We start from the raw sequence: 25,623 nt of genomic DNA, 5'->3' as shown, positions 1-25,623 counted from the left end.
CTGGATCAAATTCGGCCCTCTATAGCCGTCACTCGATCGCCAAGAAGTCCGCGACATGCTCGACGTCCCCGCCCCGCTCAGTTGTCAGGGAAGTCCCCGACTTGTTGAGGCAGGATCAGTAACGAGTGACGTAGCAACGGATGGCCGTACCGTCAGGGCGGGTGTGGATGCGTACGAGGTCGGCGAGGGAGTGCACGAGCAGCAGACCGCGGCCGCCGAGCTGGTCTCGCGCGGGTGGACGACGGCCGGCGAGCGGATCGTTCAGCTGCCCCTGGTCGCGCACCTCGCAGACCACCTGGCTGTCCTCGGCCCACACCCGCAGGGTGCCGGAGCCTCCGCCGTGTACGACGCTGTTGGTGGTCAGTTCGGCCACGATCAGAGTGAGGTCTTCCAGGCGGATACCGGAGAGGCCGAGCCGTGCGGCGTGTCCGACGGCGAAGTGCCGGGCGTTCGGCAGTTGGTCGGCGCGGAAGGAGAGTTCGTCGGCTGCGGCCGGCTGCTCCAGGGGCTGGTTGTAGCGTGCGACCACGCGTTCGGGGGCGTAGGCGGTGCTGAGTCGTTCTTTGCCGCCGGAGATGACGAGGGGATGGGTCGCGTACGCGTCGGTGAGGACGTGTTCGTCGAGGCGGTCGGCGTCGTAGGGGCACAGGATGGTGACGTTCCTGCCTTGGAATGCCGGGTTGATCAGTGCCTCGTGTTGGGCGCATGCCGGGTACTCCACGCTGCTGCGGCCGGCCCAGATCGGCTCTCCGATTATCCGCACGTGTGTCTGGCGGTGGGCGTCCGCGAAGGCGCGCAGCACCTTGGGGATGATCCGTCCGGGGTTGCGCCCCGCGTCGGTCATGTCGAGGAACTTCACGCGTGCGGCGTCCTCGCCCAGGGCCGTCTTGAGGAGGGCGAGGTTGGGCCCGGGCACGGCAACTGCCACCGGCTCCCCGGCCTTCAGGCCGTCGCGGATGAAGGGCACCGTGCCGCGCAGGTACTCCTTCTCGCCTTGGTAGAACAAGGCGGGGTGGACGAACGGTTCGAGGGTCGGGGCCGTCATCGCGCCATCACCTCGACGGTGGGCAGGTCCGGCCAGAACATGTCCAGCACGCGCCGCAGGGTGGCAGGCGGCTGCTCGAGCACGATGCGCCGCCCCTGTGTAAGACCCTGGGCGGTCACCGCCAGAGCCGAGACGCCGGCGACGTCGACGAAGGTGACCGCGGAAAGTTCCAAGTGGCACGCCTCTTCGTCGCTCAGGGCAAGGTGGTGCAGCGTCTGTTCCCAGGCCGGGCGGGTGGTCAGACTGATCTCGCCGACCGCCTGCCAGCCCGGCCGGCCCGTCAGCGGACGCACGCGCAGAGTGCCCGCGGGCGGGGTCGGCGATGCCGACGGCGCCTCCGCCTGTCCTGCACTGTCCACGCCGTCACCTCTGGGCTGCCCGCTGTCCGGCTCCCCAGTATCCCCTACCGGCGAAAGGCAGGCGTCGACAGCATGGCGAAGACGACGTCCGCGGTCTGCTCCGGTGTCAGTGACGGACCCGGGTCCGGCCGCGTCTGGACCTGCCTGTGGGAGGGTGCGAGAGTTCAAAGACCTGCGGCTTGCACAACCTGGGCCTGGTGGTGTGCCGGGCGCTCGCGCGGTTCACGAGAGACGGAAGTACGAGGAGGCGAGGCGCTATGGGGCACCCGGTAGATGTGGAGATCGGCCTGGACCGCGACGTGTTCTTGCGGACGTTGGTGCGGGAGCTGGCCACGTCGCTGGAGTCGGTGATCGGCCTGGAGGAGGCATCCGGCTACATCAGTCTGGTGGGTCAGGCGGTGGGCACCCAGATCGACGAGATGTACCTCAAGGCGCTCGGCGTAGACCGACTGTCCCCCGAGCAGGTCGCGGAGGCCCTGGTTGATCTCAAGCGACGGATCAAGGGCGACTTCTACGTCATCGAGCAGGACGACACGAAGATCGTGCTGGGCAACCGGGCCTGTCCGTTCGCGGAGAAGGTGCTGGGCCGTGAGTCGATGTGCATGATGACGTCGAACGTCTTCGGGACCATCGCTGCCCGCAACCTCGGTTACGCCAGCGTCGAGCTGCAGGAGACCATTGCCCGCGGTGACGCCGGCTGCCGCGTGGTCGTGCACCTGGTCCCCGGCACCGGTCCGACGAACGGCCGTGAGTACTTCGCCGACGTGGAGCTGCCCACCAGCGGCCCTGGCGCCGGTACGGTACCTGCGTGAGCCTTGGCCTGTTCGAGGCCGTCGTCAAAACCCTGCCCGATCCCGTCGTCCTGTGCGCGGGAGACGGCACGATCCTGGCGGCCAATCCGGCCGCCCGCGCCTCGATCCCTCAGCTGTGCACGGGCGCGAGCCTGTATGCCCTCAACCGCGACGACGCCAGTGTCCTGCGCAGGCATCTGGGCAACTGGCTGCGCAGCGGCAGCCCGCTGCCGGGCGCGCTCGTCCTCAAGGACGGCGACGGCAGCTTGGTGCGCTTTCGCTGCCAGGGTGTGCGCGCCACCTGGTGGCAGGGCCCCGCGCCGGTCGTGCAGCTGAACCTGCGCCGTGTGGATCACGCCGACCGGTTCGCCGTCCTCAGCCAGCAGGTCGGCGCACTGAACCGGGAGATCGCCATCCGCCGCACCGCGGAGGCCCAGCGTGAGGAACTGCTGCTCGCCGAGCAGGCCGCCCGCGCCCGTCTGCAACGCCTGTATCAGCTGACCGCGGCGCTGGCCTCCTCCGCCACCCTCGCGCAGGTCGCCGAGGCCGTGGCTGTCACCGCCGCACGGGTGCTGGACGTCGATGACGTGAGTCTGGAGCTGCATTCCCAGCGCCTGGTACCCACCCTGGAACCAGGAGAGGATTTGCATGGCCTGGAAGAAACCGCCTGGCATGACCTCGACCGCCCCCACGAAAGCGCGCCTACGACGCCTGTAGGAGCGGTAGGCATCGCGCTGGAAGCCGACGATGTGGTCCTGGGCACCCTGACCGTGCATCCCGGGGCCCGCGGTGTGCCCGACGCCGAGCACCTGACTGCGGTGGGCCAGCAGATCGCCCAGGCGGTACGCCGAGCCGGGCTGTACGAACACGAGCACCGCGTCGCCGAACGCCTCCAGCTCAGCCTCCTGCCCCAACTCCCCGAGGTGGCCGGCCTGGAAGTGGCGACCTGCTACGCGCCCGGCAGCGACATGGTCATGGTCGGCGGCGACTGGTACGACCTGTACAACCTCGACGAGGACCACATCGGCCTGTCGATCGGTGACGTCGCCGGCCACGGCCTGCCCCAGGCGGCCGTCATGGCCCAGATAATCGCCGCCCTGCGCGGTATCGTTCTGCGCTGCGGCACCCGCCCCCAAGCGGTGCTCACCGAACTGAACGAGTACCTGCACCTGTACCACCGCGGCCAGATGGCCACCGCCGTCTACCTGCTCTACGACCGGCCCACCCGCACCCTGACCTACGTCAAGGCCGGACACCCCCCGCCGCTCGTCGTACGCCCCGACGGCTCAAGCCGCTACCTCGACGGCCCGATCTGCCCGCCGGTGGGACCCGTCCCCGGCGCCCGCTACCACCAAGGCCAGACGACCCTGGCCGAAGGCGAGTCAGTCCTGCTCTACACCGACGGCCTCATCGAACGCCGCAGGGAACCCCTGGACACCGGCCTGGACCGGCTCACCGAAACGGCCCTTCGGGGCGCAGGCATGAACGTCCACGATCTGTGCGAGCTGTTCCTCGACCACCAGCCCGGCGCCGACTACCCCGACGACCGCGCCCTGCTCCTCGCCCGGCCCGGCTCGCCCAGTCGACCAGCCCGCTGACCAGAACGTGGCGTGAACCGACCGGCCCGAGCTCCAGGGACGAGGCCGGGCGAGCGCGCCCCGCGAGCAGTTCACACACCACATCAGTCCTGCCCCAGGGGGCCGGTTGAGTCCGGAATAATCCCCCCGGCGCTCTCCAGAGACTCGTCGGCTCCAAGCGGGCGATCTGGCGAGCTGCTGTCCGGGCACGACTCCTGAGCTCAGCGACGGACGGTGTCCCCGCTGAGCGTGTCGCACAGGGCGATACGGGCCGTGATGCGCTTGCCGACCGGCTCCTGCTCGGTGGAAAGGTCATGGGTGACGCCTTTGACGATCTCCAGGCCATGCTGGCCGACCCGGTCGGGATCGGCCGGTCGGGCCGCGGGAACGGTGGGGTCGCTGTCCCACACGAGGACGTCCACCATGTGAGCGGTGATGCGCAGTTCCATCAGAACCGGGCCTGGGACGTACTTGAGCGCGTTGGTGACCAGCTCGCTGACCACCAGCTGGGTGAGGTCCATGGCGCGCTCAGACACGTGCAAGTGACGGACAGTGCGGGCTTCGTCGAGGAAGGCGACAGCGTGGTGGCGGGCGTCAGCGATGCAGACGTCCTCTCCTGCCAAGGCGTAGCCGGCTCGCAACAGGTACTCGTCCGTGCCCGTAAGGCTGTCGCCGTCGCCATGGGATTCCATGTGTCTCGCGCTTAGCTTTTGGGTGCGGCAAGTACCCGCGGCAGCGTCAGGCATGTCACCAGGGCCGGCACGGCTGTCCGGGCGCGTGCCGCCAGCGGGGGTGGGGCAGAAGCGTCCCGGCACACCTGAGGGGCAAACCGGGCGCAGTCGAGGAGACGTGAGCGACATCCACAGGAAAGGCCGGTCAGACCGGCTCTCGGTCCAGGCGGGAATGGTCGACGGTGTCCTCGTCGTGACCGCGAACGGCGGGATGGACCACGACGTCAAGGATGTCCTCCGCGAAGCACTCCTGCCGCAGGACGGTACGGCGCCGCCGCGCATCGTGGTGGATCTCGGCGGGGTCACTTATGGACTCCAGTGGCACCAACGTCTTCGTCGCCGCCCACCAGCGAGTGAGCGGTGCTCAGGGGTGGCTGCGCATCGCCGGCACCCCAGGAGCCCGTCATGGGTCTGCTGCACATGGTCGGTATCGAGGAGCTCATTCCCTGCCACCCCGACGTCGAACAGGCCCTGAAAGCCTGACCGTCCTACTCCGATCCGTCGGTGGCGTCCCGGTGAGGCGAGTGCCGCCGCTGCACCCTCCCAGCACACCAATGTCAAACTGCACACGATCGCGGAGGCCGTCATCACCTGGGCGCTGGGCCGGCCGCTGCCGGATCCGGTGGGCCAGGAGCTGAACGCGCGCCTCCCAGTCGATGAACGCCTCCCACTCCATGGGGAAGGCAGAGGTGATCGCCTGGTCCCTGCGGCACAGCACACCAAAACGCCCACACCTGAGGTGTGGTCTAGGCAACGCATGGCGGGGCTCTGGCGCCGTACTGCCGCCAGAGCCCCGAAGGAACTGCTACACCATCTGCCGATGCGGATACTGCACCGGCCCTCTGTTTCCCCAGACCCGATGGAACTGCGAACTGCTGGTGGCCTCGAACAGCACCACCCTTCGGCAGCCAGCCCGTCGCCCGTCCTGCTTCTGCTCTGGCTTGGAACCCCACTGCCGAACTTCCCGGTGCGCGCCCGCAGCCGACGCCTTCGCCGAGGCACTGCTCGCTGACTTCACTGCTGGTTACTGCGGTACTGCACCTGCGGGTTACTGCCACTGAGGTACTGCCTACGGCGGCCCCTGATCACTGCGGGCCACCCGGTCCGGTCGCCAGTCCCGTCGCCGTCATGCAACAACCCTGGCTCCGGAACGGCTCGAAGCCAAGCAGCACGTCGGGCCGAGGACGTGACGTCTCCGACTGCGTCGCGGGCCAGGATGTTCGGTCCGGCCGCAGGGACGCGGCGAATGCGACGCCGCGTCGTCGATCATCAGATCGAAGGACGTATATGCGGGCATGCGAGTCCTTCACGAGTCGCCCCGGGGCCATTATGCTGACATTGGGTAATCGGTTACATCTGTAGCGCAATCGGACGGCGGGTCGACAACCGCGCCCTCGCCCGTCCCTGAGCGGCCGGTCGCGGAGCCGGTTTTCCCGAGAACGAGCTGCTCCGCCCGGGCCGACCTCCTTGAACCTAGATCGCGATCGTTCTGATCGTCTCTTCTCAGGCCCGGCCCACGCATCCGGTCTTCCGCTGCTCCCGGCTCGGCATCCCGCTTCGACGAGGCAAGCGACGGAGACCATCATGGCCACCAGCTACTGGTTCAACGTCCTGGACTACGGCGCGACAGCCAACGGCGTCACCGACGACACCACCGCAATCCAGTCCGCGATCAACGCGGTGCCCTCCTCCGGTGGAACAGTCATTTTCCCGGCGGGCACCTACAAAATCTCCTCCGCTCTGGTGGCCCGCTCCAACGTGGTTCTCCAGGGTGTCAGCGACGGCTCGTCGGTGATCGCGCAGAGCAGCACGACGGCCAACGGCCTGACCGGCTCGGACATCACGAGGCTCACCATCCAGGATCTCACCGTCCAGGGGCCGGGCAGCGGCAGCGGTAAGGGGATTCTGCTGACGCGGTCGGCGAACCCCGCGACCGTCTCGCTGACGTTTTCGCGGATGACGGTGAAGTTCTTCGGCAACACCGGCATCGAGCTGTCCAACCCGATCGTGTCCACGTTCACCGGGGTGACATCGGCCAACAACGGCAACCACGGCTGGGACATCCACGGTGTCTCCGGAGGCGCGGCAGGCACAAGTTGCTCGTTCATCTCCTGCTACGCCGACATCGTCACCAACGCCGGTTTCCGCCTTGACACGATGGCCTATTGCTCCTTCGTCGGATGCGCCGCGGACCACTGCGGCATCGGCTACGAGGTGACCGGCATCGGAAGCCAGGGCATCAGTTTCACCGGATGCGGAGCCGAATCCGCGGTCAACCGCGGCACCGGATACAACGGCTACAGCTGGAAGATCAACGCGGCGATCGGCGTGGGCCTGTTCAACCCGTTCACCTACAACAGTCCCAACGTCAGCATCTGGGTAACCGGCGGCGCCCGAGCGGTCAGCATCCTCGGATTCGCCGAGAACACACCCACCGGCACCGCGGTCAACTCGATCAAAGTCGACTCCGGCTGCTCAGCCACCCTCGGCGACTGCAGCAACGTGGAACCCCTGTCGCTGGCGGGCAGCACCAACATCATCAACGACACCGCCGGCGGCACCGTCGCCGCCGGATTCGTCTACGGCGCGAACTCCGCCTACTACGAAGGCAGCGTCTCCTCCGGCACCGCGCCGGCCTCGGCCGAGCATCTGACGCGCAAGGACTACGTCGACGCAAAGGTCAACCCCGCCCCCGTCACCCTCACCGACGCCCCCACCATCGCCACCAACGCGGCCCTCGGCGACCTCTTCCGCGTCACCCTGCAGGGCAACAGGACCCTGGGAACACCGACCAACCCCACCAACGGCCAACGCGCCACCTGGGAACTCATCCAGGACGCCACCGGAAACCGCACGCTCACCCTCAGTTCGGCCTTCGTCCGGGGCACCACCATCCCCAGCGTCACCCTCACGACCACGGCCAACAAACGGGACTTCCTTACCGCGATCTACAACGCCACCACGAACAAATGGTACGTACTCGACTTCGTCAAGGGATTCTGACCACCGGCCGGGGCAGGGCCTCACCGCGGTGATCCACTTGCCCGGCGGCCCTGGTCTGCGAGAATCAGCTGTAAGTACCACCCTCGTTCCCGGCGAGCAGAGCCGGGCACCGGGCGGAATGAGGCCCGGGAGCTCCGGAGCCGCAGCGGCTGCGGCGCGCGCGACGAGGACAGCCTCATCATCGACGCCGGGACTTTCGTCCGCGTTCTCACCATCGCTCACACAGGCGCCGTCAGGGGCAGGAAATCGATCACTCTCCCCCGGGTGGTATGGCGGGATTCCGTCCCGATCGATGGGTGCCAACGGAAGCTGAGGTGTCATTGGTGGGCCGGCCAACGCGGGGGGAGACCAGAAAAGAAGCCTGGGGGCCCGCGTTCGTACGCCAGAGCAGAGACCTGACCCACGAGGGACTGACCCTGCCCGGGCACACACCCGACCTCCGCCTCTCCGGTCCTGGACGGATCGTCGCACTGGTGCCCGCACACGACGAAGAAGCCCTCATCGGCGAAACCCTCCAGTCGCTCGCGGCCCAGACCAGACCCGCGGACGAGGTCGTCGTCGTCGCCGACCGATGCACCGACCGCACCGCTCACATCAGCACGGCTCACGGCGCGAAGGTCGTCGAATCGGTCGCGAACACACAGGCCAAGGCAGGTGCGCTCAACCAGGTTCTGGACGAGCTGCTGCCGCGGCTCTCCGACGACGACGCCGTCATGATCATGGACTCCGACACTTCGCTGTCCCCCGAGTTCATCGCCAGGGCGGCCCGCCGCCTGCACGAACAAGAACCCGGCCTCGCACCCATAGGAGGCGTGGGCGCCATCTTCTTCGGCTACCCCCTGCGCGGTCTGGTCTGCCACCTCCAAGACAACGAGTACGTGCGCTACGCCCGCGAACTGCACCGCCGCCGGGGTCGCGCTGACGTTCTGACCGGGACAGCCTCCCTATATCCGGCCCAGGGCCTGCGCCACGTCCACCGGGCCCGCGCGGACAACACCCTGCCCCGGGGAGACGACGTCTACGACGTGCAGTCGCTGACCGAGGACAACGAACTGACCCTCGCGCTCAAACACCTCGGATACCGCTGTGTCTCCCCATGCGCCTGCATTGTCGGCACCGAACTCATGCCAACCTGGTCCCGGCTCTACTACCAGCGTCTACGGTGGCAACGCGGAGCCCTGGACAACCTCAGGGCCTACGGCCTCACCCGCGTCACGCTGCCCTACATGTGCCGACAGGCGCTCACCTATCTGAGCGTGGCCTTCGTCCCCTTCTTCCTCACCGTCCTGGGGTATTACACGGTGACCAAGGGTTTCCCCGGAGTGCCGTGGTTCTGGGCCTCGGTCACCGGCATCGCGGCCTTCGAACGCGTCTGGGCAGCCAAACGCGGCGGATGGAAGGCGCTGCTGCTCGCCGCCGCGATCGTGCCGGAAGTGCTCTTCGACCAGTTCCTCAACGTGGTCTACGCCAAGGCCCTCATCGATGTCCTGACCCGCACCGACGCCACCTGGGAACAAACCCACGGCCGTAAGAAACGCCTCCGAAGGCTGCTGATCACCACCTGCGGTCTGGTCCTCCTGCTGGCCGGCGTCGTGGGCCTCGCCTTCGCCTGCATCGCGCTCGGAATCGCCTGGCACCTGATTGCCGTCTTCGTACTCTCCGGCGCCGCGGCAGCCGCCATACGCCTCAGCCGCCTCTATCCCCTTGGACTGCTGCTGTCCCTGCCCAGCGGAGAACCGAACCACGACGAGATCCCACCCTGGCACCAACCAGGGGCGTCAACCGCGGCACGGCTCGCCTCCCGCACCCACGGTTGACCGGCCACACCAAGCACAATCGCGCAGCACTACCGGCTGATGGGCGACCACATCGCGTAACGCCACGCAGATCGAGTGGCGCATCGACGGCTTCCAGCAAGGGACCCACCCCACCCGCGCCCAGCCAACCCGCCCGGCTTCAAGGACGGCGTCGCCAAGCCCAGGTCGCGTCGGCCCGCGAAAACAACCGCCTCGTACGGTCCGGGAATTTCCTGCGCGCCATGAGCAGCACCCATACCGGAGCCGCCTGACCGACGGCTCATGGCCACGGCTTCGTACGGCCGGACGAAGCCTGCCGGGTGTCCGCGCCGGAGTTCACGTGACGCTCGGTCTCCTGAGGGCCATGCCAGTCCAGGCACACCACGGTGGCATCGTCTTCGAGCCGGCCGCCGGCAGCCTCACGGACGGCGGACGTCAACGTCAGCGCCGTCTCCCGCGGGTGCAGGTCCCGGGTGTGCTCCAGCAGGGCAGGCAGGTCGATCGTCCCCCCATGACGTTCGAGCATGCCGTCGGTGAGCATGAGCAGACGGTCACCGGGGCGCAGGTCGACGTCCTGAACACGGTAGGAGTGGCGCGCGGACTCGGACAACCCGAAGGGTTGGTCCACCAGACAGATGATCTCCTCCGCAGCCCCCTCACGCACGCGCAGTGGCCAGGGATGGCCGGCGTTGACCAGCTGGGCCCGCCCGGTGGTGAGGTTGACGCGCAGCAGCTGCCCGGTGGCGTGCCCCTGGCCGTGGTCGGCCAGGGCCTGGTCGGCCCGGTGGGCCTGTTCGGCCAGGCCGACTCCCGTGCGACGGGCGCCGCGCAGGGCGGCCACCAGGACCGTGGCAGCCAGCGCGGCGTCGATGTCGTGGCCCATGGGGTCGGTCACCGACACGTGCAGGGTGTCGCGGTCCAGGGTGTAGTCGAAGGTGTCGCCGCTGAGGTCTTCGGAGGGCTCCATGCTCCCGCACAGGGTGAACTGCGCGGCCTCGCACGACAGTGACTGGGGCAGCAGCTGGTACTGGATTTCCGCTGCCAGGGTGGGGGGTCGGGAGCGTTTGCCCCAGGTGTACAGGTCGGTGAAGCGTCCGTTGGCGATCACTATGTAGGCCAGAGCGTGGGCTGCTTCCTTGACCCTTTCGAGAACGTCCTCACCGGCGGCGGCCGGCAGAAGCACCTCCAGCAGCCCGATCGCGTCCCCCCGGTTGGTGACCGGCACGATCACCCGCTGTCCCTGGCTGCTCGCCTCCTGGTAAAGCCGCTGGGTACAGACCACCTGCTCATAGGCGCTGCCGAACATGGGAATCCGCTCCGCTTCCCGCCCGCCCTCGACCGCCCCGGCGGTGGACAGCCGCACTACCGTCCTTCCCGTCAGGTCGACGATGAGAAAAGAGACCTTCGTGGCCTCGAAACGCCGCCGCAGGTGCTCGGCGACCACATCGACGGCGCCCACCGGTGCCGCCGTCTCCGCGGCCGTCAGCAGCCAGGGAAGATCGATCTGTCCACTACTCACGGCCGTGGCCCCTTCCACAAGCCCCTCCTCCAGCTTGGGAACCTCCACGGTGAGCGTCAATCGGTGAGCGGTCACGGCAGATCAAGACGCCAGGTGTCGCGGAGCTGAATCGGTGAACTCAAAAAGGCCAAAGCCTCCGCTGTTCGTCATGGTCACCCCGGCCGGCGTGACCGACCGCGACGCGGCGAAGGGCGTCCTGTTCTTCGACCGCATCCTCAAGATCGTCAGCCCGCGGACACGCGCGCGCCTACGAACGGCTCACCCCATACTCGGCGTCTCCCCTGACATGAGCGGTCATCGCGCTCACGACCGATGCTCACGACCGATATCGTGTGGAACCGGGCCGGGGTGTGGGACACCCGGCACCTGGTGCTGCTGAGGAAACGGCGGGCGGCGAAGAAGCTCGACTGGCAGCGTGTGGTGATCGACTCCTCCCGCGTGCGGGCGGCTCGGCACGGCCCGACGCGGTCCCAGTCCGGTCGACCGCGCATGTCCGGGCAGCAAGCACCACGTCCTCAGCGACGGCCAGGGCATCCCGCTCGCGGTGTCGCTGACCGGCGGAAACCGCAACGACGTCGTCACCCGCCTCCTGCCTGCTCGACACCTGTTCTTCGCCGACCTGGCCATCGCCCTGCTCGTCGACTTCCCGCTGCTGGTCCACCCGCTCACTCACTTTCGGCTCGCCTCGGATTTCTCCCACGCTTTTCCGCAGCGGCCGGTGGCGGATTCCGGCCCGTTCGGACCCACCGCGGCGGAGGGCCGGGGACTATGCTGGTGAGCGGACGCCCAGGACCCCGGTGGACGCACGGCCTGCTGACCACGATGCCACGGGAGCGGATTCTCGTCCGGACCCGTCGCATCTTCGAGGAGATCCCTGTCGGGCGCCGAGCTCTGAGCGCGAAATCCCGACCTGGTGACCCACTCACGTCCTCGCACGCCCCGACCTCGGTCGCACCCCGCCGCGCACGAAGCCCGGCGCCTCGCGTTCGGTGCCCGGTGGCGGTCCCGAGGACACCTGAACGGCTGAAACCGAGGTGCCATGCCTTACTCTGCGGCTGTCCGTCCGCCGGAGGGCTCGCGCCCGCTCGCGCCGCACCCGTCCCCTCCAGCGGGCGGGCGCGCCGTGATCACCCCTCCGGCCCGCGGTCAGCCGTGGAGCGGAGGCCGTTGCGAGCAGCCCGCCCTCGAAGCGATGTGCCCGGGCCGGCCCGACCCGCCGACAGGCCGTCTGTTCTCGCAGGGATCTCACGGGTCCGTCGGTGAGTCCCGCGCAGCGGCATCCGGCGAAGATGCGCGCGAGCCGAGCCCGGAAGTCCGTCCAGGACGTCTCGCGGTCGCCGTACGGCAGCCCGGATTCGCCATGGTGATCGGGGCGACTGCCGCCCTGAAGGGCTGCGGGTTCGGAGCTTCCCCGGGGTGGCGGCACGGACGGCTCCCCTACGCGGCCCCAGCGCCCCGTGTCGTAGGCGATGACGACTTCGGGTGGCCGGGATTCGACGGAGCGCTCCCGCCCGCCGTCGGCCGGATCACCTGCGTCGGCTTCGTCTTCTCCAGGCTCCTGGTTCACCCGGACGAGCGGCACCGGGATGTGGGCCGACGGTCGCAGGAACTCTTCTCCTCCGGGCGTCAGGCGTCAGTCGGTGTCGCCTTGGCGGACCGGAGCGACGAGCCGATCGTGGCCTCTCTCCGCTCCTGGCGCAGGAAAGGCGTCGGAAACATCCGCAGGCGTGCCGGCGGTGTCGTGTTCCCGGCGCCGGCTCCCCCCTTGATCCGGTCGTCACCGTGATCCCCGGCAGCCGGTCGGCGCGGATCCAGGCTCTCGTGGCCGAGCAGGCGGCACTGCGCGATGCCCGGGTCGGCCTTCTGGACGTGTGTACGGCGGCGGTGACGGCGCTGCCGGTCGGTGGGGCCGGGGTGTCCGCGATGTTCCGCGGCCGGGCGAGTCATCCGCTGTGCAGCACCGACTCCGTCAGTCAGCAGCTGGAAGAACTCCAGCTCACCCTGGGTGAGGGGCCGTGCGTGGATGCCTTTGTCCTCGGCTCCTCGGTCCTCTGCACCGACTTGTTGGCCGCTGAACTCCAGCGGCATTGGACAGTGTTCGCCGACGCGGCCCTGGAAGCCGGAGCCAGGGCGGTCTTCGCCTTCCCCCTGCAGATCGGGGCCATCAGTCCCGGCGTACTCGACCTGTACTCCAGGAGTTCTGTCGTGCTGGACGCGGACGAGGTGGCCGACGCGATGGCCTTCGCCGACGTTGCCACGTTGCTTCTGCTCGACGCCGGGATCAGCGAGACGGGTGTCCCGCCTGACACCGCCCCATCCGGTACCGACGGGGCCGACACGGACCCGCCGGACGCCGCGTCCTTCGATGACCTGGGCGGTTACCGGGCCCAGATCGACCAGGCCACCGGCATCCTCGCGGTCCAGCTCGGCATCGGCGTCGAGGAAGCATTCATCCGGCTGCGCGCCCACGCGTACGCCCGGGGGACACGGATCTCGATGGTCGCCGCCGACGTGGTCGCCCACCGGCTCCGCCTCCCCAAGGAAACGACACACCGTCCGACCTGAGACCGCCGGACGCGCGTCCCTCCGACACACAACCGTCGGACGCGCGACCACCCGACGAGGAGACCTGATGCTCACGCCCCACACACAGAGGTGTGCACGATGAAGGAACAGTTGATGGCCCGGACGTTCGTCGAGCTGGCGGACAGTCTCGTCGCCGACTTCGACCTCATGGACTTCCTGCGCCTGCTCACCGACCGCTGCGTCGACCTGCTCGACGCGAGTGCGGCGGGCGTCCTGCTCGCCGACCGCGACGGCGTGCTGCGTGTCATGGCCGCCTCCGACGAACGCGTGCGTCTCCTCGAACTCTTCCAGCTCCAGAACCACGAAGGCCCCTGCCTGGACTGCTTCCACACCGGGATCACCGTCTCCGTTCCCGACCTGCGCGACGAAGCCGCGCGTTGGCCCCTGTTCACCGCCCAGGCCCAGCGCATCGGCTTCACCTCCGTCCAGGCGCTGCCCATGCGCCTGCGCGACGAGGTGGTCGGCGCCCTCAACCTCTTCCACAACACCCCAACGCCCCTCAGCCCCGCCGCCACCCCCTTCGCACAGGCCCTCGCCGACGTCGCCACCATCAGCCTGCTGCAACAGCGCACCAGCGAGCGCAGCACGCTGCTCAACGAGCAGCTGCAGACCGCTCTCAACAGCCGCGTCCTGATCGAACAGGCCAAGGGAAAGCTCGCCGAACGCCGCAACACGGACATGGAGCGGGCCTTCACGACGCTGCGTGCCTACGCCCGCGCCCACAACCGCCGCCTGGCGGACGTCGCGCGCGCCTTCATCGACGAGACCGAACACCTCCCCGGTCTCAGTCTCAGTCGCGGAAATTCCTGATCCAGCGCCTCGAGAAGGGTTCATCATGCCACTCGGTCCCACTACCGAGACCTCCCTCGGCACCCCGGCCGGTATCGCCGACAGCGACGAGGAGGAGCTGAGCGCCCTGGACGCCCATTGGCGAGCGGCGAACTACCTGGCCGTCGGGCAGATCTACCTCATGGCCAACCCTCTGCTGACCGAGCCGTTGGCACCTGAGCACGTCAAGCCGCGACTGCTGGGGCACTGGGGCACCTCACCGGGCCTGAACCTGGTCCACACCCACCTAAACAGGGTCGTCAAGGCAAGGAACCTGGACGCGATCTGCGTCTGGGGGCCCGGTCACGGCGGGCCGGCCGTGGTGGCGAACTCCTGGCTGGAGGGCAGCTACACCGAGACGTACCCGGACATCACGCGGGACGCGGCCGGGATGGCCCGACTCTTCCGGCAGTTCTCCTTCCCGGGCGGCATCCCCAGTCACGTCGCACCCGAGACCCCCGGATCGATCCACGAGGGCGGCGAGCTGGGCTACTCGCTCGCACACGCCTACGGGGCCGCGTTCGACAATCCGGGGCTCCTGGTGGCCTGCGTGATCGGGGACGGTGAGGCCGAGACGGGTCCGCTGGCCGCCTCCTGGCACTCGAACAAGTTCCTCGACCCGGTACGGGACGGCGCCGTCCTGCCGATCCTGCACCTCAACGGCTACAAGATCGCCAATCCGACGGTCCTGGCGCGGATACCGGAGCCCGAGCTCGACGCCCTGCTCAGGGGATACGGCCACGAGCCCCTCCATGTCACGGGGGACGACCCCCGCGCCGTCCACCAGGCGATGGCTTACGCCATGGACGAGGCCCTGAACCGTATCGCCGCCTTCCAGCACGCCGCCCGCACGGAGGGCACCGCCGAGCGTCCGCGCTGGCCGGTGATCGTGCTGCGCACGCCCAAGGGCTGGACCGGCCCCGCCGAGGTCGACGGCGTCCCGGTGGAGGGCACTTGGCGAGCACATCAGGTGCCACTGCCGGGCGTACGCGAAAACCCGCACCATCTGCGGCAGTTGGAGCGATGGCTACGCTCCTACCGGCCCGAGGAACTCTTCGACGAGCATGGACGCCCCCGCGAACAGGTCCTGGCCTGCGTTCCCGACGGAGCGCAACGCCTGGGCGCCAGCCCGCACGCCAACGGCGGCCTGCTGCTGCGCGACCTGCCCGTGCCGTCCCTGGAGCGGTTCGCCATCCCGGTCGACAAGCCCGGTGCGACGGCGCACGAACCGACCCGCGTCCTCGGCGACCTGCTGGCACAGGTGATGGCCGACACCGGAACACGGCGCGACTTCCGGCTGGTCGGCCCGGACGAGACGGCCTCCAACCGGCTCCAAGCCGTCTACGAGGCGAGCGGCAAGGCGTGGGAGGCCCAAGTGCTGGACACCGACGAGCACCTGGAGCGCGGCGGCCGGGTGATGGAGATCCTCTCCGAACACACCTGCCAGGGCTGGCTGGAGGGCTACCTCCTCACCGGCCGGCATGGCCTGTTCTCCTGCTACGAGGCATTCGTCCACATCGTCGACTCCATGGCGAACCAGCACATCAAGTGGCTGCGCGTCGCCCGCCGGCTCCCCTGGCGCCGCCCCGTCGCCTCCCTCAACTACCTGCTCACCTCACACGTGTGGCGCCAGGACAACAACGGCTTCTCCCACCAGGATCCCGGTTTCGTCGACCACGTGCTCAACAAGTCGCCGGAAGTCGTGCGGGTCTACTATCCGCCGGACGCCAACACCCTGCTCTGCGTGGCGGATCACGTGCTGCGCAGCCGCGACTACGTCAACGTCGTCGTCGCGGGCAAGCAGCCGTGCTTCGACTGGCTCGACCTCGGCACCGCCCGCGCGCACTGCGCCCGCGGCGCCGGAATCTGGGACTGGGCCGGCACCGAGTCCGAGCCCGGCGAGCCCGACGTGGTGCTCGCCTGCGCGGGCGACGTACCCACGCTCGAAGTGCTGGCGGCGGCCTCGCTGCTCCGCCACCACCTGCCCGAACTCGCGGTACGGGTGGTCAACGTCGTCGACATCGCGCGGCTGTTGCCCGCGGAGGAACACCCGCACGGCATGCCCGACAGCGAGTACGACGCGCTGTTCACCCCTGACAAGCCCGTCGTCTTCGCCTACCACGGCTATCCGTGGCTGATCCACCGGCTCGCCTACCGCCGCGTCAACCACCCGCACCTGCACGTGCGCGGCTACAAGGAGGAGGGCACCACCACGACACCGTTCGACATGGTCGTCCGCAACGACCTCGATCGGTACCGGCTGGTCATGGACGTCATCGACCGGGTGCCCGGTCTCGCCGTCCGCGCGGCGGCGCTGCGGCAGCGGATGGTCGATGTCCGTTACCGCCATCACGACTGGATCCGCGCCCATGGGGCTGACCTGCCCGAGGTAGCCGAATGGACCTGGAGTCAGTGACCACCCGCGTGGAGAAGCTGCGGGTGGGGGAGGCCGCCGCGGAAGAAGCGCAGGCCGTGCTGGACGCGCTCGCGAGCAGCCTCGACGGCCTGTCGGGGGGTGCGACAGGTGAGGCGGCCGAGCGGCTCGCGGCCGTCGGGGCCGAACGCCGTACGCACGCACCACGTACGCCTCCTGGCGGTCCTCGGACGGCAGTTGCGCAGCGCCCTGCTGATCCTGCTGGCGGTGACGGCCGGGATCTCGTACTTTTTCGGCGAGCGGACCGGCGCGGTCATCATCGCGGGGATCCTGGTCCTGAGCGTAGCTCTGGGTTTCGTCAACGAGTACCGGGCGGAGAAGGCGGCTCAGGCCCTGCACTCGCGGGTGCGGCACACGGCCGTCGTGGTCCGGGACGGCGCGGCTGCCGAGGTCGATGTGACCGAGCTGGTGCCGGGCGATGTCGTACGTCTGACGCTGGGGCAACTGGTGCCCGCGGACCTGCGCCTGCTGGAGTGCACGACGTTCGCCTGCGACGAGAGCGTCCTCACCGGGGAGTCCGCCCGGCCGGCAAGGACGCGGAGCCGGTCGCCGCGGGAGCGGCGCCGGCCGAGCTGACCTCCTGCGCGCTGATGGGGACGGTGGTGCTCGAGGGCAGCGCGACCGGAGTGGTCGTCGCCACGGGGGGCCGTGCCGAGTTCGGGCGGATCGCGCTGGGGCTGGGCGAACGGCAGCCGGAGACCGACTTCCAGGCGGGGCTGCGCCGCTTCTCCGTGCTGCTCCTCGAAGTCGCCGCTGTCCTCACGACCGGGATCTTCGTCATCAACCTCCTGCTCCACCGCCCGCTGCTCGACGCGCTGCTCTTCTCGCTGGCCATCGCGGTGGGCATCACCCCGCAGCTGCTGCCCGCCGTGGTGAGCACGAGCCTGGCCACCGGCTCACGGCAGCTGGCGCGGCGCAAGGTCCTCGTCAAGCGGCTTGTATGCATCGAGGACCTGGGCGACATGGACGTCCTGGTCACCGACAAGACCGGCACGCTCACCGAGGGCCGCATCCGTTTCGAGGCGGCCCTCGACCCGGCCGGCACACCCTCCGACACGGTGCTGAAGCTGGGCCTGCTGGCCACCGAGGGTGACCTGGACCAGGTGGGCGGGAACGCGCTGGACGTCGCGATGTGGCAGGCCACGGACACGCCCCCGGCCGGACACCACCGGCTCGCGCTGCTGCCCTTCGACCACGACCGGCAGCTGGGCTCGGCGCTCGTCGAACGCCCGGACGGCAGCCGCCTGCTCGTCACCAAGGGCGCGCCCGAGGCGGTCCTGGCCCGCTGTGGTGACGTACCGGGCAAGGCGGCAGCGGTGCTCCAGGAGCACTTCGCGGCGGGCAGCCGGGTGGTCGCCGTGGCCACCCGTGACGCGGACGGGCAGGTGTCCCTCACGGCCGCCGACGAATACCGGCTGTGCCTCGCCGGCTTCCTCGTCTTCCTCGACCCGCCCAAGGCCGGTGCCGCCGCCTCGCTGCGCCGCCTCGCCGGTCTCGGCATCACCGTCAAGATCTGTACGGGCGACAACGCGCTCGTCGCCCAGAAGGTCTGCGCCGACCTCGGTCTGCCGCCCGGCAGGGCCCTGACCGGCAAGGACATCGGGGAACTGAACGACGACCAGCTGACCAGGGCGGCCGACACCACCACCGTCTTCGCCCGCGTCTCGCCCCAGGGCAAGGCACGGGTCGTACGGGTGCTGCGGCGCCGGGGCCGCGACATCGGGTTCCTGGGCGACGGCGTGAACGACGCGCTGGCCCTGCACGCCGCCGACGTGGGGCTGTCCGTGGACACCGCGACCGACGTGGCCAAGGACGCGGCCGACGTCCTCCTCCTGGAGAAGGACCTCGGGGTTCTCGCCGACGGGGTCGCCGAGGGCCGCCGGATCTTCGCCAACACCATCAAGTACGTCCTGATGGGCACCTCCAGCAACTTCGGCAACATGTTCAGCGCGGCCGGAGCCTCCCTGGTGCTGCCGTTCCTGCCCATGCTGCCCTCGCAGATCCTGCTCAACAACCTCCTTTACGACGGCGGGCAGTTGACCATCCCCACCGACCACGTCGACCCGGAGCAACTGCGCGCCCCCTCGCACTGGGACATCGCCTTCATCCGTCGCTTCATGCTCTTCTTCGGGCCCGTCAGCTCCCTCTTCGACCTCCTCACCTTCGCGATCATGATCCAGATCTTCCACACCGGCGCCGAACTGTTCCGTTCCGGCTGGTTCGTGGAGTCCCTCGCCACGCAGGCGCTGGTCGTCTTCGCCATCCGCACCCGCCGGGTGCCGTTCTACCGCAGCCGGCCCAGCCGCCCCCTGCTGTTCAGCGCCATCGGTGTCGTCACCGTCGCCGTCGCGCTGCCGATGTCCCCGCTCGCGGAGCCGCTCGGTTTCCAGTCCCCGCCGCTCGGACTCCTCCTCACTCTGGCCCTGATGGCCGTGCTCTACCTGGTGCTGATCGAGGGCGCGAAACACGTCTTCTACGCCCGCGCCGACGCGCGAGCCGCACATCCGCCGGTACGCCACCGCACCCGCCGGCACCGCATCCAACAGCGGGCCGGCCGCTTCAGCCACCCCGGACCGCTGCGGCGCCGGTGACACGCTGTCACCGGGACCGTCAGCGGCGCCACGCCGCACCGAGACGATCGCGTCGCCTCGAACGGCGTGGAACGGTCAACCGCTCAAGGCTTCCTCGGCGTCCCGCCGCGTCGGCCAGTTGTCCCGCCGCTCCCGGGCCAGCTCAGCACGGCTGCCGGGCCGCTCCCCGGGCGGGGAGCCCGACGGTGTGAGGGCGGGAGCGGGGGTGGCGGGCTCGGGGATCACGGCGCTGGTGGACAGCGCGGGGCGCCTGGCGGTCCGGTGCACGCGCCGGCCGGCGGACTCGTCGCCGGTCTCCCTGCTCTGGTGCTCGAAGAAGCGGAGCATCTCCACGGGGAACGGCATCACGAGTGTGCTGTTCTTCTCGGCGGAGACGTCCACCACGGTCTGCAGCAGCCGCAGTTGAAGTGCTCCGGGGGTGTCGGCCATCGTCGCGGCGGCGTCGGTCAGCCGCTGGGACGCCTGGAACTCACCGTCGGCCGCGATGACCCGCGCGCGGCGTTCCCGCTCGGCTTCGGCCTGCTTGGACATGGAGCGCATCATGGACTCCGGAAGGGCGATGTCCTTGATCTCGACGCGTTCGATGCGTAGCCCCCAGGGCTCCTCGGTCGGGGCGTCCATCACCTTCTTGAGTTCCGCGTTGATGTGGTCACGGTCGGAGAGCAGCGTGTCCAGGTCGGCCCTTCCGATGACCGAGCGGAGCGACGTCTGCGCGATCTGGGAGACGGCTGCAGGATAGTTGCGCACGTTCACCAGGGCCTTGACGGGGTCGATGACCTTGAAGTAGACGACCGCGTCGACGGTGAGCGTCACATTGTCGGCGGTGATGGACCCCTGTGGCGGGATGCCGAGGACCTCGGTCTGGACGGACACCTTCCGCATCCGGTCCCCGATCGGCCGGATGACGCGCAGGCCAGGCCCGCGTATGTCCGGCAGCAGCCGTCCGAAGCGGAACACCACGCCCTTCTCGTACTGCTGGACGTTGCGCACGCTCAGGGCGAGCAGGACCAGCCCGGCCACGGCGCACACCGCCAGCACGGTGATCAGAACACCCATGGTTCTCACTTTCCTTACGTCGATGACGGTCCCGGGCCCGAGCGGTCCGGGAAGCACATGGCACAGAGAGGGCCCCGGCCTGTTGTCTGAGGGGCGGCCGGGGTCTCGGGCTGCTGATGAGGCTCTGGTGGGGCGGTCCGGCTCAGCCAGGAGAACTCTGCGGTACACCGGTCCGCGCACCGCCGACTGTGGCTCCGGTGGCCGCTGGAGTGCGCACGATCCTCACTTCGCCGTCGGCGGAGCGGCAGGGCCCAGCACTCGGTGCGGTCGGCCAGTACGCGCGGTTCAGCAGGCCCCGGCTGATCAGCCCCGCCAGCGGGTCGGGCACGTCCGCTGACGAAAAACCGAGGAGAGCGGAAGGGATCCGGAGTGACGTGGAGGAGGTAGTACGTCCGGGGGTCGGCGTGGGGCGAACGGTCGCAGTCATGACGCGAACCCTGCTCCGGGCCGACCGGAACCGGCCCGGCGTGCTCAAATCGCCGAAAGTGACAACGACTGGAAGCCGATGCACGAAGTACCCTCGGTAACACCAGAGTACTCCGTTGACGACCCGAGCGGACTCCCCGTCGGCTAGCGCGGCCGGTCCAGGACCGGGCAACGTGGAGCCTCCCCAGCCGGTCCGGTGACAACACCCCTGGGCCCGCACCAGGCGTGCGGCCCCTGGGGTTCTGGTCCGAGGCCACCGTCAACGGACTGCGACTCCCGAGCCCACGATGTCCTTCACAACCGTGGCCATACTCCGGATGAGCCGCCCGGCCTCCGCGTCCGTGGCGGCGGGCGGCACCACCAGCAGGTCCCACCGGCCGCGGCCGGGCGCCAGCAGGCACACGGTGGTCGGGGAGCGCTGGGCGGTCGTCCGGCGTAGGCGTACGACCTGGTTGGCGACGAGCAGCCGGCCCGGGAACGGGGACCACACTGCCTCATCCACGAGGACGCTGGTGACCTGTCCCCAGGCGTGCGGCAGGCCGCCCAGCAACCTGGGCAGTTCTGACGCCAGATCGGGCGAGTGGGGCCACCAGGCACCGTCGATACGCACGGCCATGTGGCCCAGCGCCGGCCGGGACACCAGGCGAAGGCGGAGGACGGACGTCGAGGAGAGCGGGGGCGGTGGGGCGAGTGTCATGGGAACTCCTGCAGGGGATACGGTCGCTCGGGTTCACAAGCGGCGGGCAGCGAGCGATACGGTCCGGGGTGGGCCGGCACACGTCCCTGACCCGGCCTAGGCGTCCGGACAGGCGGATCACGGCGGCGGACGGGTCGAGCCGGCCGCTGTCGACGCCGTGCCGGGCGCAGGTGGGATCGGCGCGGTAGAGGTTGGGCCATCTCTCGCCGGACGAGAGCGGGGCCAGAGGCCACAGGTCGGTGGCGCGGTGGTGGCGACAGGTGCGGAACGGGCGCTGCCCGATCACATGGCAGAGGGAGTTCACGCTCCACGTGACGTGATGGAGCAAGACGATGCGGACAAGTCCCGCCCACAGCAGGACGGTCAGGGCGGACACCGAGCTGCCGCCGATCAGGCGCCCAACGGCGAAGGAGAGGGCGAGGGCGAGCACAAAGGGCCGGGAAGCCCTTGCACACGGCCCGGATGCCACGGTCGGCCAGCAGGTCGGGAACGATGGGAGTCCCCGCGCGCGAGCGAAGCCGAGCGTGGGGGGGGCCGCCGACCTGGGGCCGTTGCGGAACAACCAGCCGACGTGAGAATCCACCAGTCCCCGCAACTGGCCGCACACAGACGTGCCGTAGCGATTGGAGAGTGGGGGACGGCGGGACGGCTGGCGGGAACTGGTGGATGTGGAGAGACATGCGCGGTCCTCGACCTCGGTGACGACAGTGCGGCCGGGGTCTTGGGCTGCGCCTCTTCGACATGGGCGTGCAACGGCATCGCCGAGAGCGAATGCGAGTCGCACGGACGGTGGCCACGGGAGCCAGTTGGGCTGGTGGGGACGTGGCGGTGGGCGGCGGACCCGTCAGGCGGTCTCGCCCTGGTGGGTGCGATCGGCGGCCGATCTGCTTGAGTCGAGCCAGGAGGCGAGCGGATCGGCGGCACGCGAGGCGTCCACCGTGAGGTGCAGCCGCGTCCCCGTTCCCGAGGCGCCGGGATAGCTGCGTTGTTCATCGCCGGCGAACAGGATGCGGAGCGCGTCCGCGACGCGTCGGGCCGCTTCGGGATCCGCAGAGGCCAGGCGGACTTCCACCCGACCCTGTCCGCTCGGCTCGTATTCGGCCTCGGGACGCGGTGGGCGGTGCGGGGCTTCGGATGTCATAGGGCGGAACCTGGCCCGGACCTGAGCGGTCCGCATATCTCTTGCGACGAGAGCGAGACCGGTTCGGACACCGGCGTACGACGTGCCCTCGCCCTTTCAGCCTACTCCTGCCAGGGACAGCCGCCGGCACTTCTGACGTGGTGCGGTGACCGCCGAAGCCACCGGCCGGCGCCCGATGACGTGATGCCGGGTCGGTCGATCAAGAACAGCTCCGGGACGACGACGGGACTCCGACGCCGGGCACACCGTTGGCCGTCTGTCGGGTGGCAGCCCGGGAGCCCCGCTGGCCGGCCGGCTGCGACGACAGTGGTGGGAGACGGACAGAGGTGGGAGGCGGAAGGAGTAGGCTTGAGAGACCGAGGGCATTTCGCACACCGGCTTCCACGCCGGGTCGTTCTCGGCGAGAGATGAAACCCGGGCCGTAACCCCAGGGGCGGCCCGGAGACGGGTCCGCATCATGACCGCGACCTTCGAAGCAGCCCTGCCGCGGCCCGCACCCGTCGCAGCCCCTGCCGCCCGCCTCGTACTGAAGACGGACGGCCCCTCCCGTGGACTCCTCGACGGCGCCTGGTGGCCTCGCTCGCGCGACCTGCTGCGCGAACTGCCCCCACTGACCGACGCGCTGGATCCCGTCTGGGGCCGTATCACCCGTATCGCCGTCAACCCCGAGCACTGGCCGGTCATCCCGCGCAAGGTGCCCGTCAACGGCCATGTCGTGAAGGTCGGCTGGTTCACGTCGGAGATCGACCCGCACAAGCTGCTGCTGCTCTCCTACGGCACCGGGCGCTGGGATCTGCTCGTCATCCCACCCGAGACCGGGGCGCGGTCGGCGGCCCGCCTGCTGGCGGCCGCATCCGACTACGACGGCCCGCCGCTGACCGCAAGCGCGCTCATCGCCGCGGACCGAGCCGGGCGCGCAGCCTCCACGGACGACCGGCCACTCGATCCGGCCGAGGCTTGGGAGTACGAGGGCGGTACCTGCGTGACGCCGCCAGCGGTATCGGCAAAGGCCGGTGACGTCAGCCGCCTGATCATCGGCGGGTGAGACGGCCGCCATGAACGCCTACTTCACGACGGTCGGCCACTGCGCGTGAACGACGAAGAGAGCGACGGGGCCGTAGCCGCTGCCCGTTGGGCGCTCCGAGAAGCTGGGCCGGCATGGTGGCGCCTTGCACGTCGACACGATCAGAGCCAGTCCCCGTGCTTGAAAGCGAGGTACAGCGTCAGAGAGGCAACGACGATGACGGCGCTGGAAACGATGAACCCCGACTGGTGTGCGAAGCCGGGGTAGGGAAGGTTCTGTCCGTAGAAGCCGGTGATCGCCGTGGGCACGGCGATGATCGCGGCCCAGCTCGTCACCTTCTTCATGATGAGGTTCATCCGGTTCGCCTGCACCGACAGGTTCGTCTCCATCACCGAGGCCACCAGGTCGCGCAGCGACTCCGTCCACTCGCCGGCACGCAGAACGTGGTCGTACACGTCTCGGTAGTACGGCAGCAAGGGCCCGTCGACGACGTCGAGGTCGGGGCGCATGAGGGCGTTGACGACCTCCCGCATGGGCAGGACCACGCGGCGGAGCCGGACCAGTGATTTCCGCAGGGCGTAGCACTGGCGCTGTACGGTCTGGATCTGCCGGCCGCCTTCGGCGAAGAGCAGAGCGTCCAGTTCCTCGATACGTTCGTCGAGCTGCCGTACCGCGGCGAAGTGCCCGTCGACGACATGGTCGAGCAGACCGTGGAGGAGAAAGGCGACCCCGTGCACTGCCAGAGCCGGGGTGCGGTCCCAGCGGGCGACCAGCTCGTCGAGGGCGAACGCGGCGTCCTTGCGGACCGTGATCAGCGCCTGCGGCGTGAGGATGACCGCGAGCTCGCTCATCGTCAGTCCCGCGCCCTCCGGGTCGACGGCGACCGCGTAGACACTGAGGAAGTGATGGGTGCGGTAGCTGTCGAGTTTCGCCCGCTGCCCCTCGTGCAGCGCGCCCTCGAGAGCCAGTTCGTGCAGACCGAGTTCCTCGCCGACGGCCGTGAACTCGGCGCGGTCCGGGCGGTACAAGTCCAACCACACGGTGGTGGACGGGTCCTCCAGATGCCGGGAGATGTCCCGGACCGGGAAGTCCTCCTCGGCCAGGGAGCCGTCGCGGTACAGCCGGGTACGGGCCACGTCGCGCACCCTAACGGCACCGGCGGAGCTTCGGCGCACACCACGACCGGGCATCCACTCCGACGGGGCACCGCCTCGACCTCCTGGAAGACACTGCCCAGCGCATGCAGCCCTACGGGCTCCGAAAGCTCCGGAAGTCATTCCTCGGGCTCGTGGCGTTCCTCGCCACTCCGAAGGCCCTCCACGGGGGCCGCGTATGCCTGGCGGGTGCCGGTGTCGATGAGGATCTGTGCGGCATCGGTGACGTTGTCGGCCCGGACAGCCCTGGCCATCGCGGCACGGGCGGCCTCGACTGTCGCGTGCGGCGGGACCACGAGAAGGGAGAAGTGGTCCTGGTCGCCGCGAGTGATCAGGACGGTGTCGTCACCCACCGGAAAGGAGTCGATACGGACGACCTGGTCGTCGATCACCAGGCGCGGGGGAAGTTCATCCCAAGAGGTGGCGTCCAGACCGACGCGGGTGATGGAGCCGAGGTGCCCGGTCAGCGCGTGGACGAGGTCGGGCAGCTCAGCACCGATGTCGCGGGAACGCGGCCACCACGCACCGTCGAAGTTGCCTTCCCGGGACCGTGTCGTCTCCAGCCGCAGAAGGACCGTCCCGGGTTTCGCGGCCCGATGGATCGCGTCCGGCAGAAGACGGGGAGCGCGAGGGATGTCGGATTCGGTCATGGTGTGTCCGCCTGTCTGCGGGAAGCGGTGCCGCCGCCGAACGCGGGACCTCGTCCTCTCACCGTAAGCCGTGCCCCGCCGCAGCAGCTGCGCCGACGGCCGGCCCTCGTTGCCTATCGGTGGACTGCCTGCTCACGCACACGTCCCGGGACCTGCGCAGCGGCGTAGAGTGAAAGGACCGGGAGTACTTCGCACACCGGCCGCCATGTCGGTGC

Annotated in this window: 20 protein-coding genes and 1 pseudogene; 11 read left to right on the top strand and 10 right to left on the bottom strand. The window is 69.4% G+C overall.

Annotated features, from left to right (window positions below):
• Window positions 1-115 precede the first annotated feature (115 nt).
• Both ACGFSH_RS29585 and ACGFSH_RS29580 read right to left on the bottom strand, forming a co-directional pair.
• Window positions 116-1,045 (bottom strand): anti-sigma factor RsbA family regulatory protein, encoded by a 930-nt coding sequence (locus ACGFSH_RS29585; protein ID WP_393353792.1) that lies wholly within the window; start codon window positions 1,043-1,045, stop codon window positions 116-118.
• Complete coding sequence (locus tag ACGFSH_RS29580) at window positions 1,042-1,404, bottom strand: STAS domain-containing protein (RefSeq protein ID WP_393353790.1); 363 nt, start codon at window positions 1,402-1,404, stop codon at window positions 1,042-1,044. The genes ACGFSH_RS29585 and ACGFSH_RS29580 overlap by 4 nt, the downstream gene beginning before the upstream one ends.
• Window positions 1,405-1,661: 257 nt before the next feature.
• On the opposite strand from ACGFSH_RS29580, the gene ACGFSH_RS29575 reads away from it, so the two are divergent.
• A complete protein-coding gene (locus tag ACGFSH_RS29575) occupies window positions 1,662-2,216 on the top strand; it encodes a methanogen output domain 1-containing protein (RefSeq protein WP_393353788.1) in 555 nt (184 codons plus the stop codon).
• Complete coding sequence (locus ACGFSH_RS29570; protein ID WP_393353786.1) at window positions 2,213-3,793, top strand: SpoIIE family protein phosphatase; 1,581 nt, start codon at window positions 2,213-2,215, stop codon at window positions 3,791-3,793. Before ACGFSH_RS29575 ends, ACGFSH_RS29570 begins: the two co-directional genes overlap by 4 nt.
• A 200-nt stretch (window positions 3,794-3,993) precedes the next feature.
• Here ACGFSH_RS29570 and ACGFSH_RS29565 read toward each other — a convergent pair whose 3' ends face one another.
• Entirely contained in the window at window positions 3,994-4,464 is a 471-nt protein-coding gene (locus ACGFSH_RS29565) for an ATP-binding protein (protein WP_393353785.1), read from the bottom strand.
• A gap of 184 nt (window positions 4,465-4,648) precedes the next feature.
• On the bottom strand, window positions 4,649-4,828 hold the full coding sequence (locus ACGFSH_RS29560; protein WP_393353784.1) for a hypothetical protein: 180 nt from the start codon (window positions 4,826-4,828) through the stop codon (window positions 4,649-4,651).
• A gap of 1,259 nt (window positions 4,829-6,087) precedes the next feature.
• Here ACGFSH_RS29560 and ACGFSH_RS29555 point away from each other — a divergent pair.
• Together ACGFSH_RS29555 and ACGFSH_RS29550 are read left to right on the top strand one after the other, a co-directional pair.
• Window positions 6,088-7,506: a glycosyl hydrolase family 28-related protein gene (locus ACGFSH_RS29555; protein ID WP_393353782.1), complete on the top strand. Its 1,419-nt coding sequence runs from the start codon at window positions 6,088-6,090 to the stop codon at window positions 7,504-7,506.
• A 269-nt stretch (window positions 7,507-7,775) separates the two neighbouring features.
• Window positions 7,776-9,323, top strand: coding sequence for a glycosyltransferase (locus ACGFSH_RS29550; protein WP_393353781.1), 1,548 nt, complete (start codon window positions 7,776-7,778; stop codon window positions 9,321-9,323).
• Between the two features lie 259 nt (window positions 9,324-9,582).
• On the opposite strand, the gene ACGFSH_RS29545 is transcribed toward ACGFSH_RS29550, so the two are convergent.
• Window positions 9,583-10,821, bottom strand: coding sequence for a PP2C family protein-serine/threonine phosphatase (locus ACGFSH_RS29545; protein WP_393353780.1), 1,239 nt, complete (start codon window positions 10,819-10,821; stop codon window positions 9,583-9,585).
• Window positions 10,822-11,154: 333 nt separating this feature from the next.
• Between ACGFSH_RS29545 and ACGFSH_RS29540 the strand changes: the two are divergent.
• The 6 genes and pseudogenes from ACGFSH_RS29540 to mgtA form a co-directional block, all read left to right on the top strand.
• A pseudogene (locus ACGFSH_RS29540) lies at window positions 11,155-11,416 on the top strand (transposase); the annotation flags it as partial.
• Between the two features lie 1,226 nt (window positions 11,417-12,642).
• Window positions 12,643-13,386, top strand: coding sequence for a GAF and ANTAR domain-containing protein (locus ACGFSH_RS29535; protein WP_393353778.1), 744 nt, complete (start codon window positions 12,643-12,645; stop codon window positions 13,384-13,386).
• A 99-nt stretch (window positions 13,387-13,485) separates the two neighbouring features.
• Window positions 13,486-14,217, top strand: coding sequence for a GAF and ANTAR domain-containing protein (locus ACGFSH_RS29530; RefSeq protein WP_393353776.1), 732 nt, complete (start codon window positions 13,486-13,488; stop codon window positions 14,215-14,217).
• A 25-nt stretch (window positions 14,218-14,242) separates the two neighbouring features.
• Window positions 14,243-16,651, top strand: a complete 2,409-nt coding sequence (locus tag ACGFSH_RS29525; RefSeq protein ID WP_393353774.1) for a phosphoketolase — start codon at window positions 14,243-14,245, stop codon at window positions 16,649-16,651.
• Window positions 16,652-16,759: 108 nt separating this feature from the next.
• A complete protein-coding gene (locus ACGFSH_RS29520; protein WP_393353772.1) occupies window positions 16,760-17,245 on the top strand; it encodes a hypothetical protein in 486 nt (161 codons plus the stop codon).
• A gap of 14 nt (window positions 17,246-17,259) precedes the next feature.
• Window positions 17,260-19,260 carry a magnesium-translocating P-type ATPase gene (gene mgtA / locus ACGFSH_RS29515; protein ID WP_393353770.1) on the top strand — a complete coding sequence of 667 codons (2,001 nt, stop codon included), beginning with the start codon at window positions 17,260-17,262 and terminating at the stop codon, window positions 19,258-19,260.
• Window positions 19,261-19,335: 75 nt separating this feature from the next.
• On the opposite strand, the gene ACGFSH_RS29510 is transcribed toward mgtA, so the two are convergent.
• From ACGFSH_RS29510 to ACGFSH_RS29500, 3 genes are all read right to left on the bottom strand, one after another.
• Window positions 19,336-20,316, bottom strand: a complete 981-nt coding sequence (locus ACGFSH_RS29510; RefSeq protein ID WP_393353769.1) for a slipin family protein — start codon at window positions 20,314-20,316, stop codon at window positions 19,336-19,338.
• 685 nt (window positions 20,317-21,001) lie between these two features.
• Window positions 21,002-21,439, bottom strand: a complete 438-nt coding sequence (locus ACGFSH_RS29505; protein WP_393353768.1) for a DUF5994 family protein — start codon at window positions 21,437-21,439, stop codon at window positions 21,002-21,004.
• 844 nt (window positions 21,440-22,283) lie between these two features.
• The gene (locus ACGFSH_RS29500; RefSeq protein WP_393353767.1) at window positions 22,284-22,580 is read right to left on the bottom strand and encodes a hypothetical protein; all 297 of its coding nucleotides are present in this window, start codon (window positions 22,578-22,580) and stop codon (window positions 22,284-22,286) included.
• Window positions 22,581-23,037: 457 nt separating this feature from the next.
• Between ACGFSH_RS29500 and ACGFSH_RS29495 the strand changes: the two genes are divergently transcribed.
• Complete coding sequence (locus ACGFSH_RS29495) at window positions 23,038-23,625, top strand: DUF5994 family protein (protein ID WP_393353766.1); 588 nt, start codon at window positions 23,038-23,040, stop codon at window positions 23,623-23,625.
• A gap of 140 nt (window positions 23,626-23,765) precedes the next feature.
• Here ACGFSH_RS29495 and ACGFSH_RS29490 read toward each other — a convergent pair whose 3' ends face one another.
• Window positions 23,766-24,740: a magnesium transporter CorA family protein gene (locus tag ACGFSH_RS29490; RefSeq protein ID WP_393353765.1), complete on the bottom strand. Its 975-nt coding sequence runs from the start codon at window positions 24,738-24,740 to the stop codon at window positions 23,766-23,768.
• Window positions 24,741-24,877: 137 nt separating this feature from the next.
• Entirely contained in the window at window positions 24,878-25,408 is a 531-nt protein-coding gene (locus ACGFSH_RS29485; RefSeq protein WP_393353764.1) for a DUF5994 family protein, read from the bottom strand.
• Window positions 25,409-25,623 lie beyond the last annotated feature (215 nt).

The organism is Streptomyces sp. NPDC048481 (assembly GCF_043200075.1).
GTDB lineage: Bacteria > Actinomycetota > Actinomycetes > Streptomycetales > Streptomycetaceae > Streptomyces.
Note: the sequence above shows the minus strand (reverse complement) of the source record. Positions and strands in the feature narration are given on the sequence as shown.

Coding starts and splice junctions, on each gene's coding strand:
- ACGFSH_RS29585 (WP_393353792.1), bottom strand. CDS start 1,045: ATGACGGCCCCGACCCTCGAACCGTTCGTCCACCCCGCCTTGTTCTAC.
- ACGFSH_RS29575 (WP_393353788.1), top strand. CDS start 1,662: ATGGGGCACCCGGTAGATGTGGAGATCGGCCTGGACCGCGACGTGTTC.
- ACGFSH_RS29565 (WP_393353785.1), bottom strand. CDS start 4,464: ATGGAATCCCATGGCGACGGCGACAGCCTTACGGGCACGGACGAGTAC.
- ACGFSH_RS29555 (WP_393353782.1), top strand. CDS start 6,088: ATGGCCACCAGCTACTGGTTCAACGTCCTGGACTACGGCGCGACAGCC.
- ACGFSH_RS29550 (WP_393353781.1), top strand. CDS start 7,776: ATGGCGGGATTCCGTCCCGATCGATGGGTGCCAACGGAAGCTGAGGTG.
- ACGFSH_RS29530 (WP_393353776.1), top strand. CDS start 13,486: ATGAAGGAACAGTTGATGGCCCGGACGTTCGTCGAGCTGGCGGACAGT.
- ACGFSH_RS29525 (WP_393353774.1), top strand. CDS start 14,243: ATGCCACTCGGTCCCACTACCGAGACCTCCCTCGGCACCCCGGCCGGT.
- mgtA (WP_393353770.1), top strand. CDS start 17,260: ATGGGGACGGTGGTGCTCGAGGGCAGCGCGACCGGAGTGGTCGTCGCC.
- ACGFSH_RS29510 (WP_393353769.1), bottom strand. CDS start 20,316: ATGGGTGTTCTGATCACCGTGCTGGCGGTGTGCGCCGTGGCCGGGCTG.
- ACGFSH_RS29505 (WP_393353768.1), bottom strand. CDS start 21,439: ATGACACTCGCCCCACCGCCCCCGCTCTCCTCGACGTCCGTCCTCCGC.
- ACGFSH_RS29500 (WP_393353767.1), bottom strand. CDS start 22,580: ATGACATCCGAAGCCCCGCACCGCCCACCGCGTCCCGAGGCCGAATAC.
- ACGFSH_RS29495 (WP_393353766.1), top strand. CDS start 23,038: ATGACCGCGACCTTCGAAGCAGCCCTGCCGCGGCCCGCACCCGTCGCA.
- ACGFSH_RS29485 (WP_393353764.1), bottom strand. CDS start 25,408: ATGACCGAATCCGACATCCCTCGCGCTCCCCGTCTTCTGCCGGACGCG.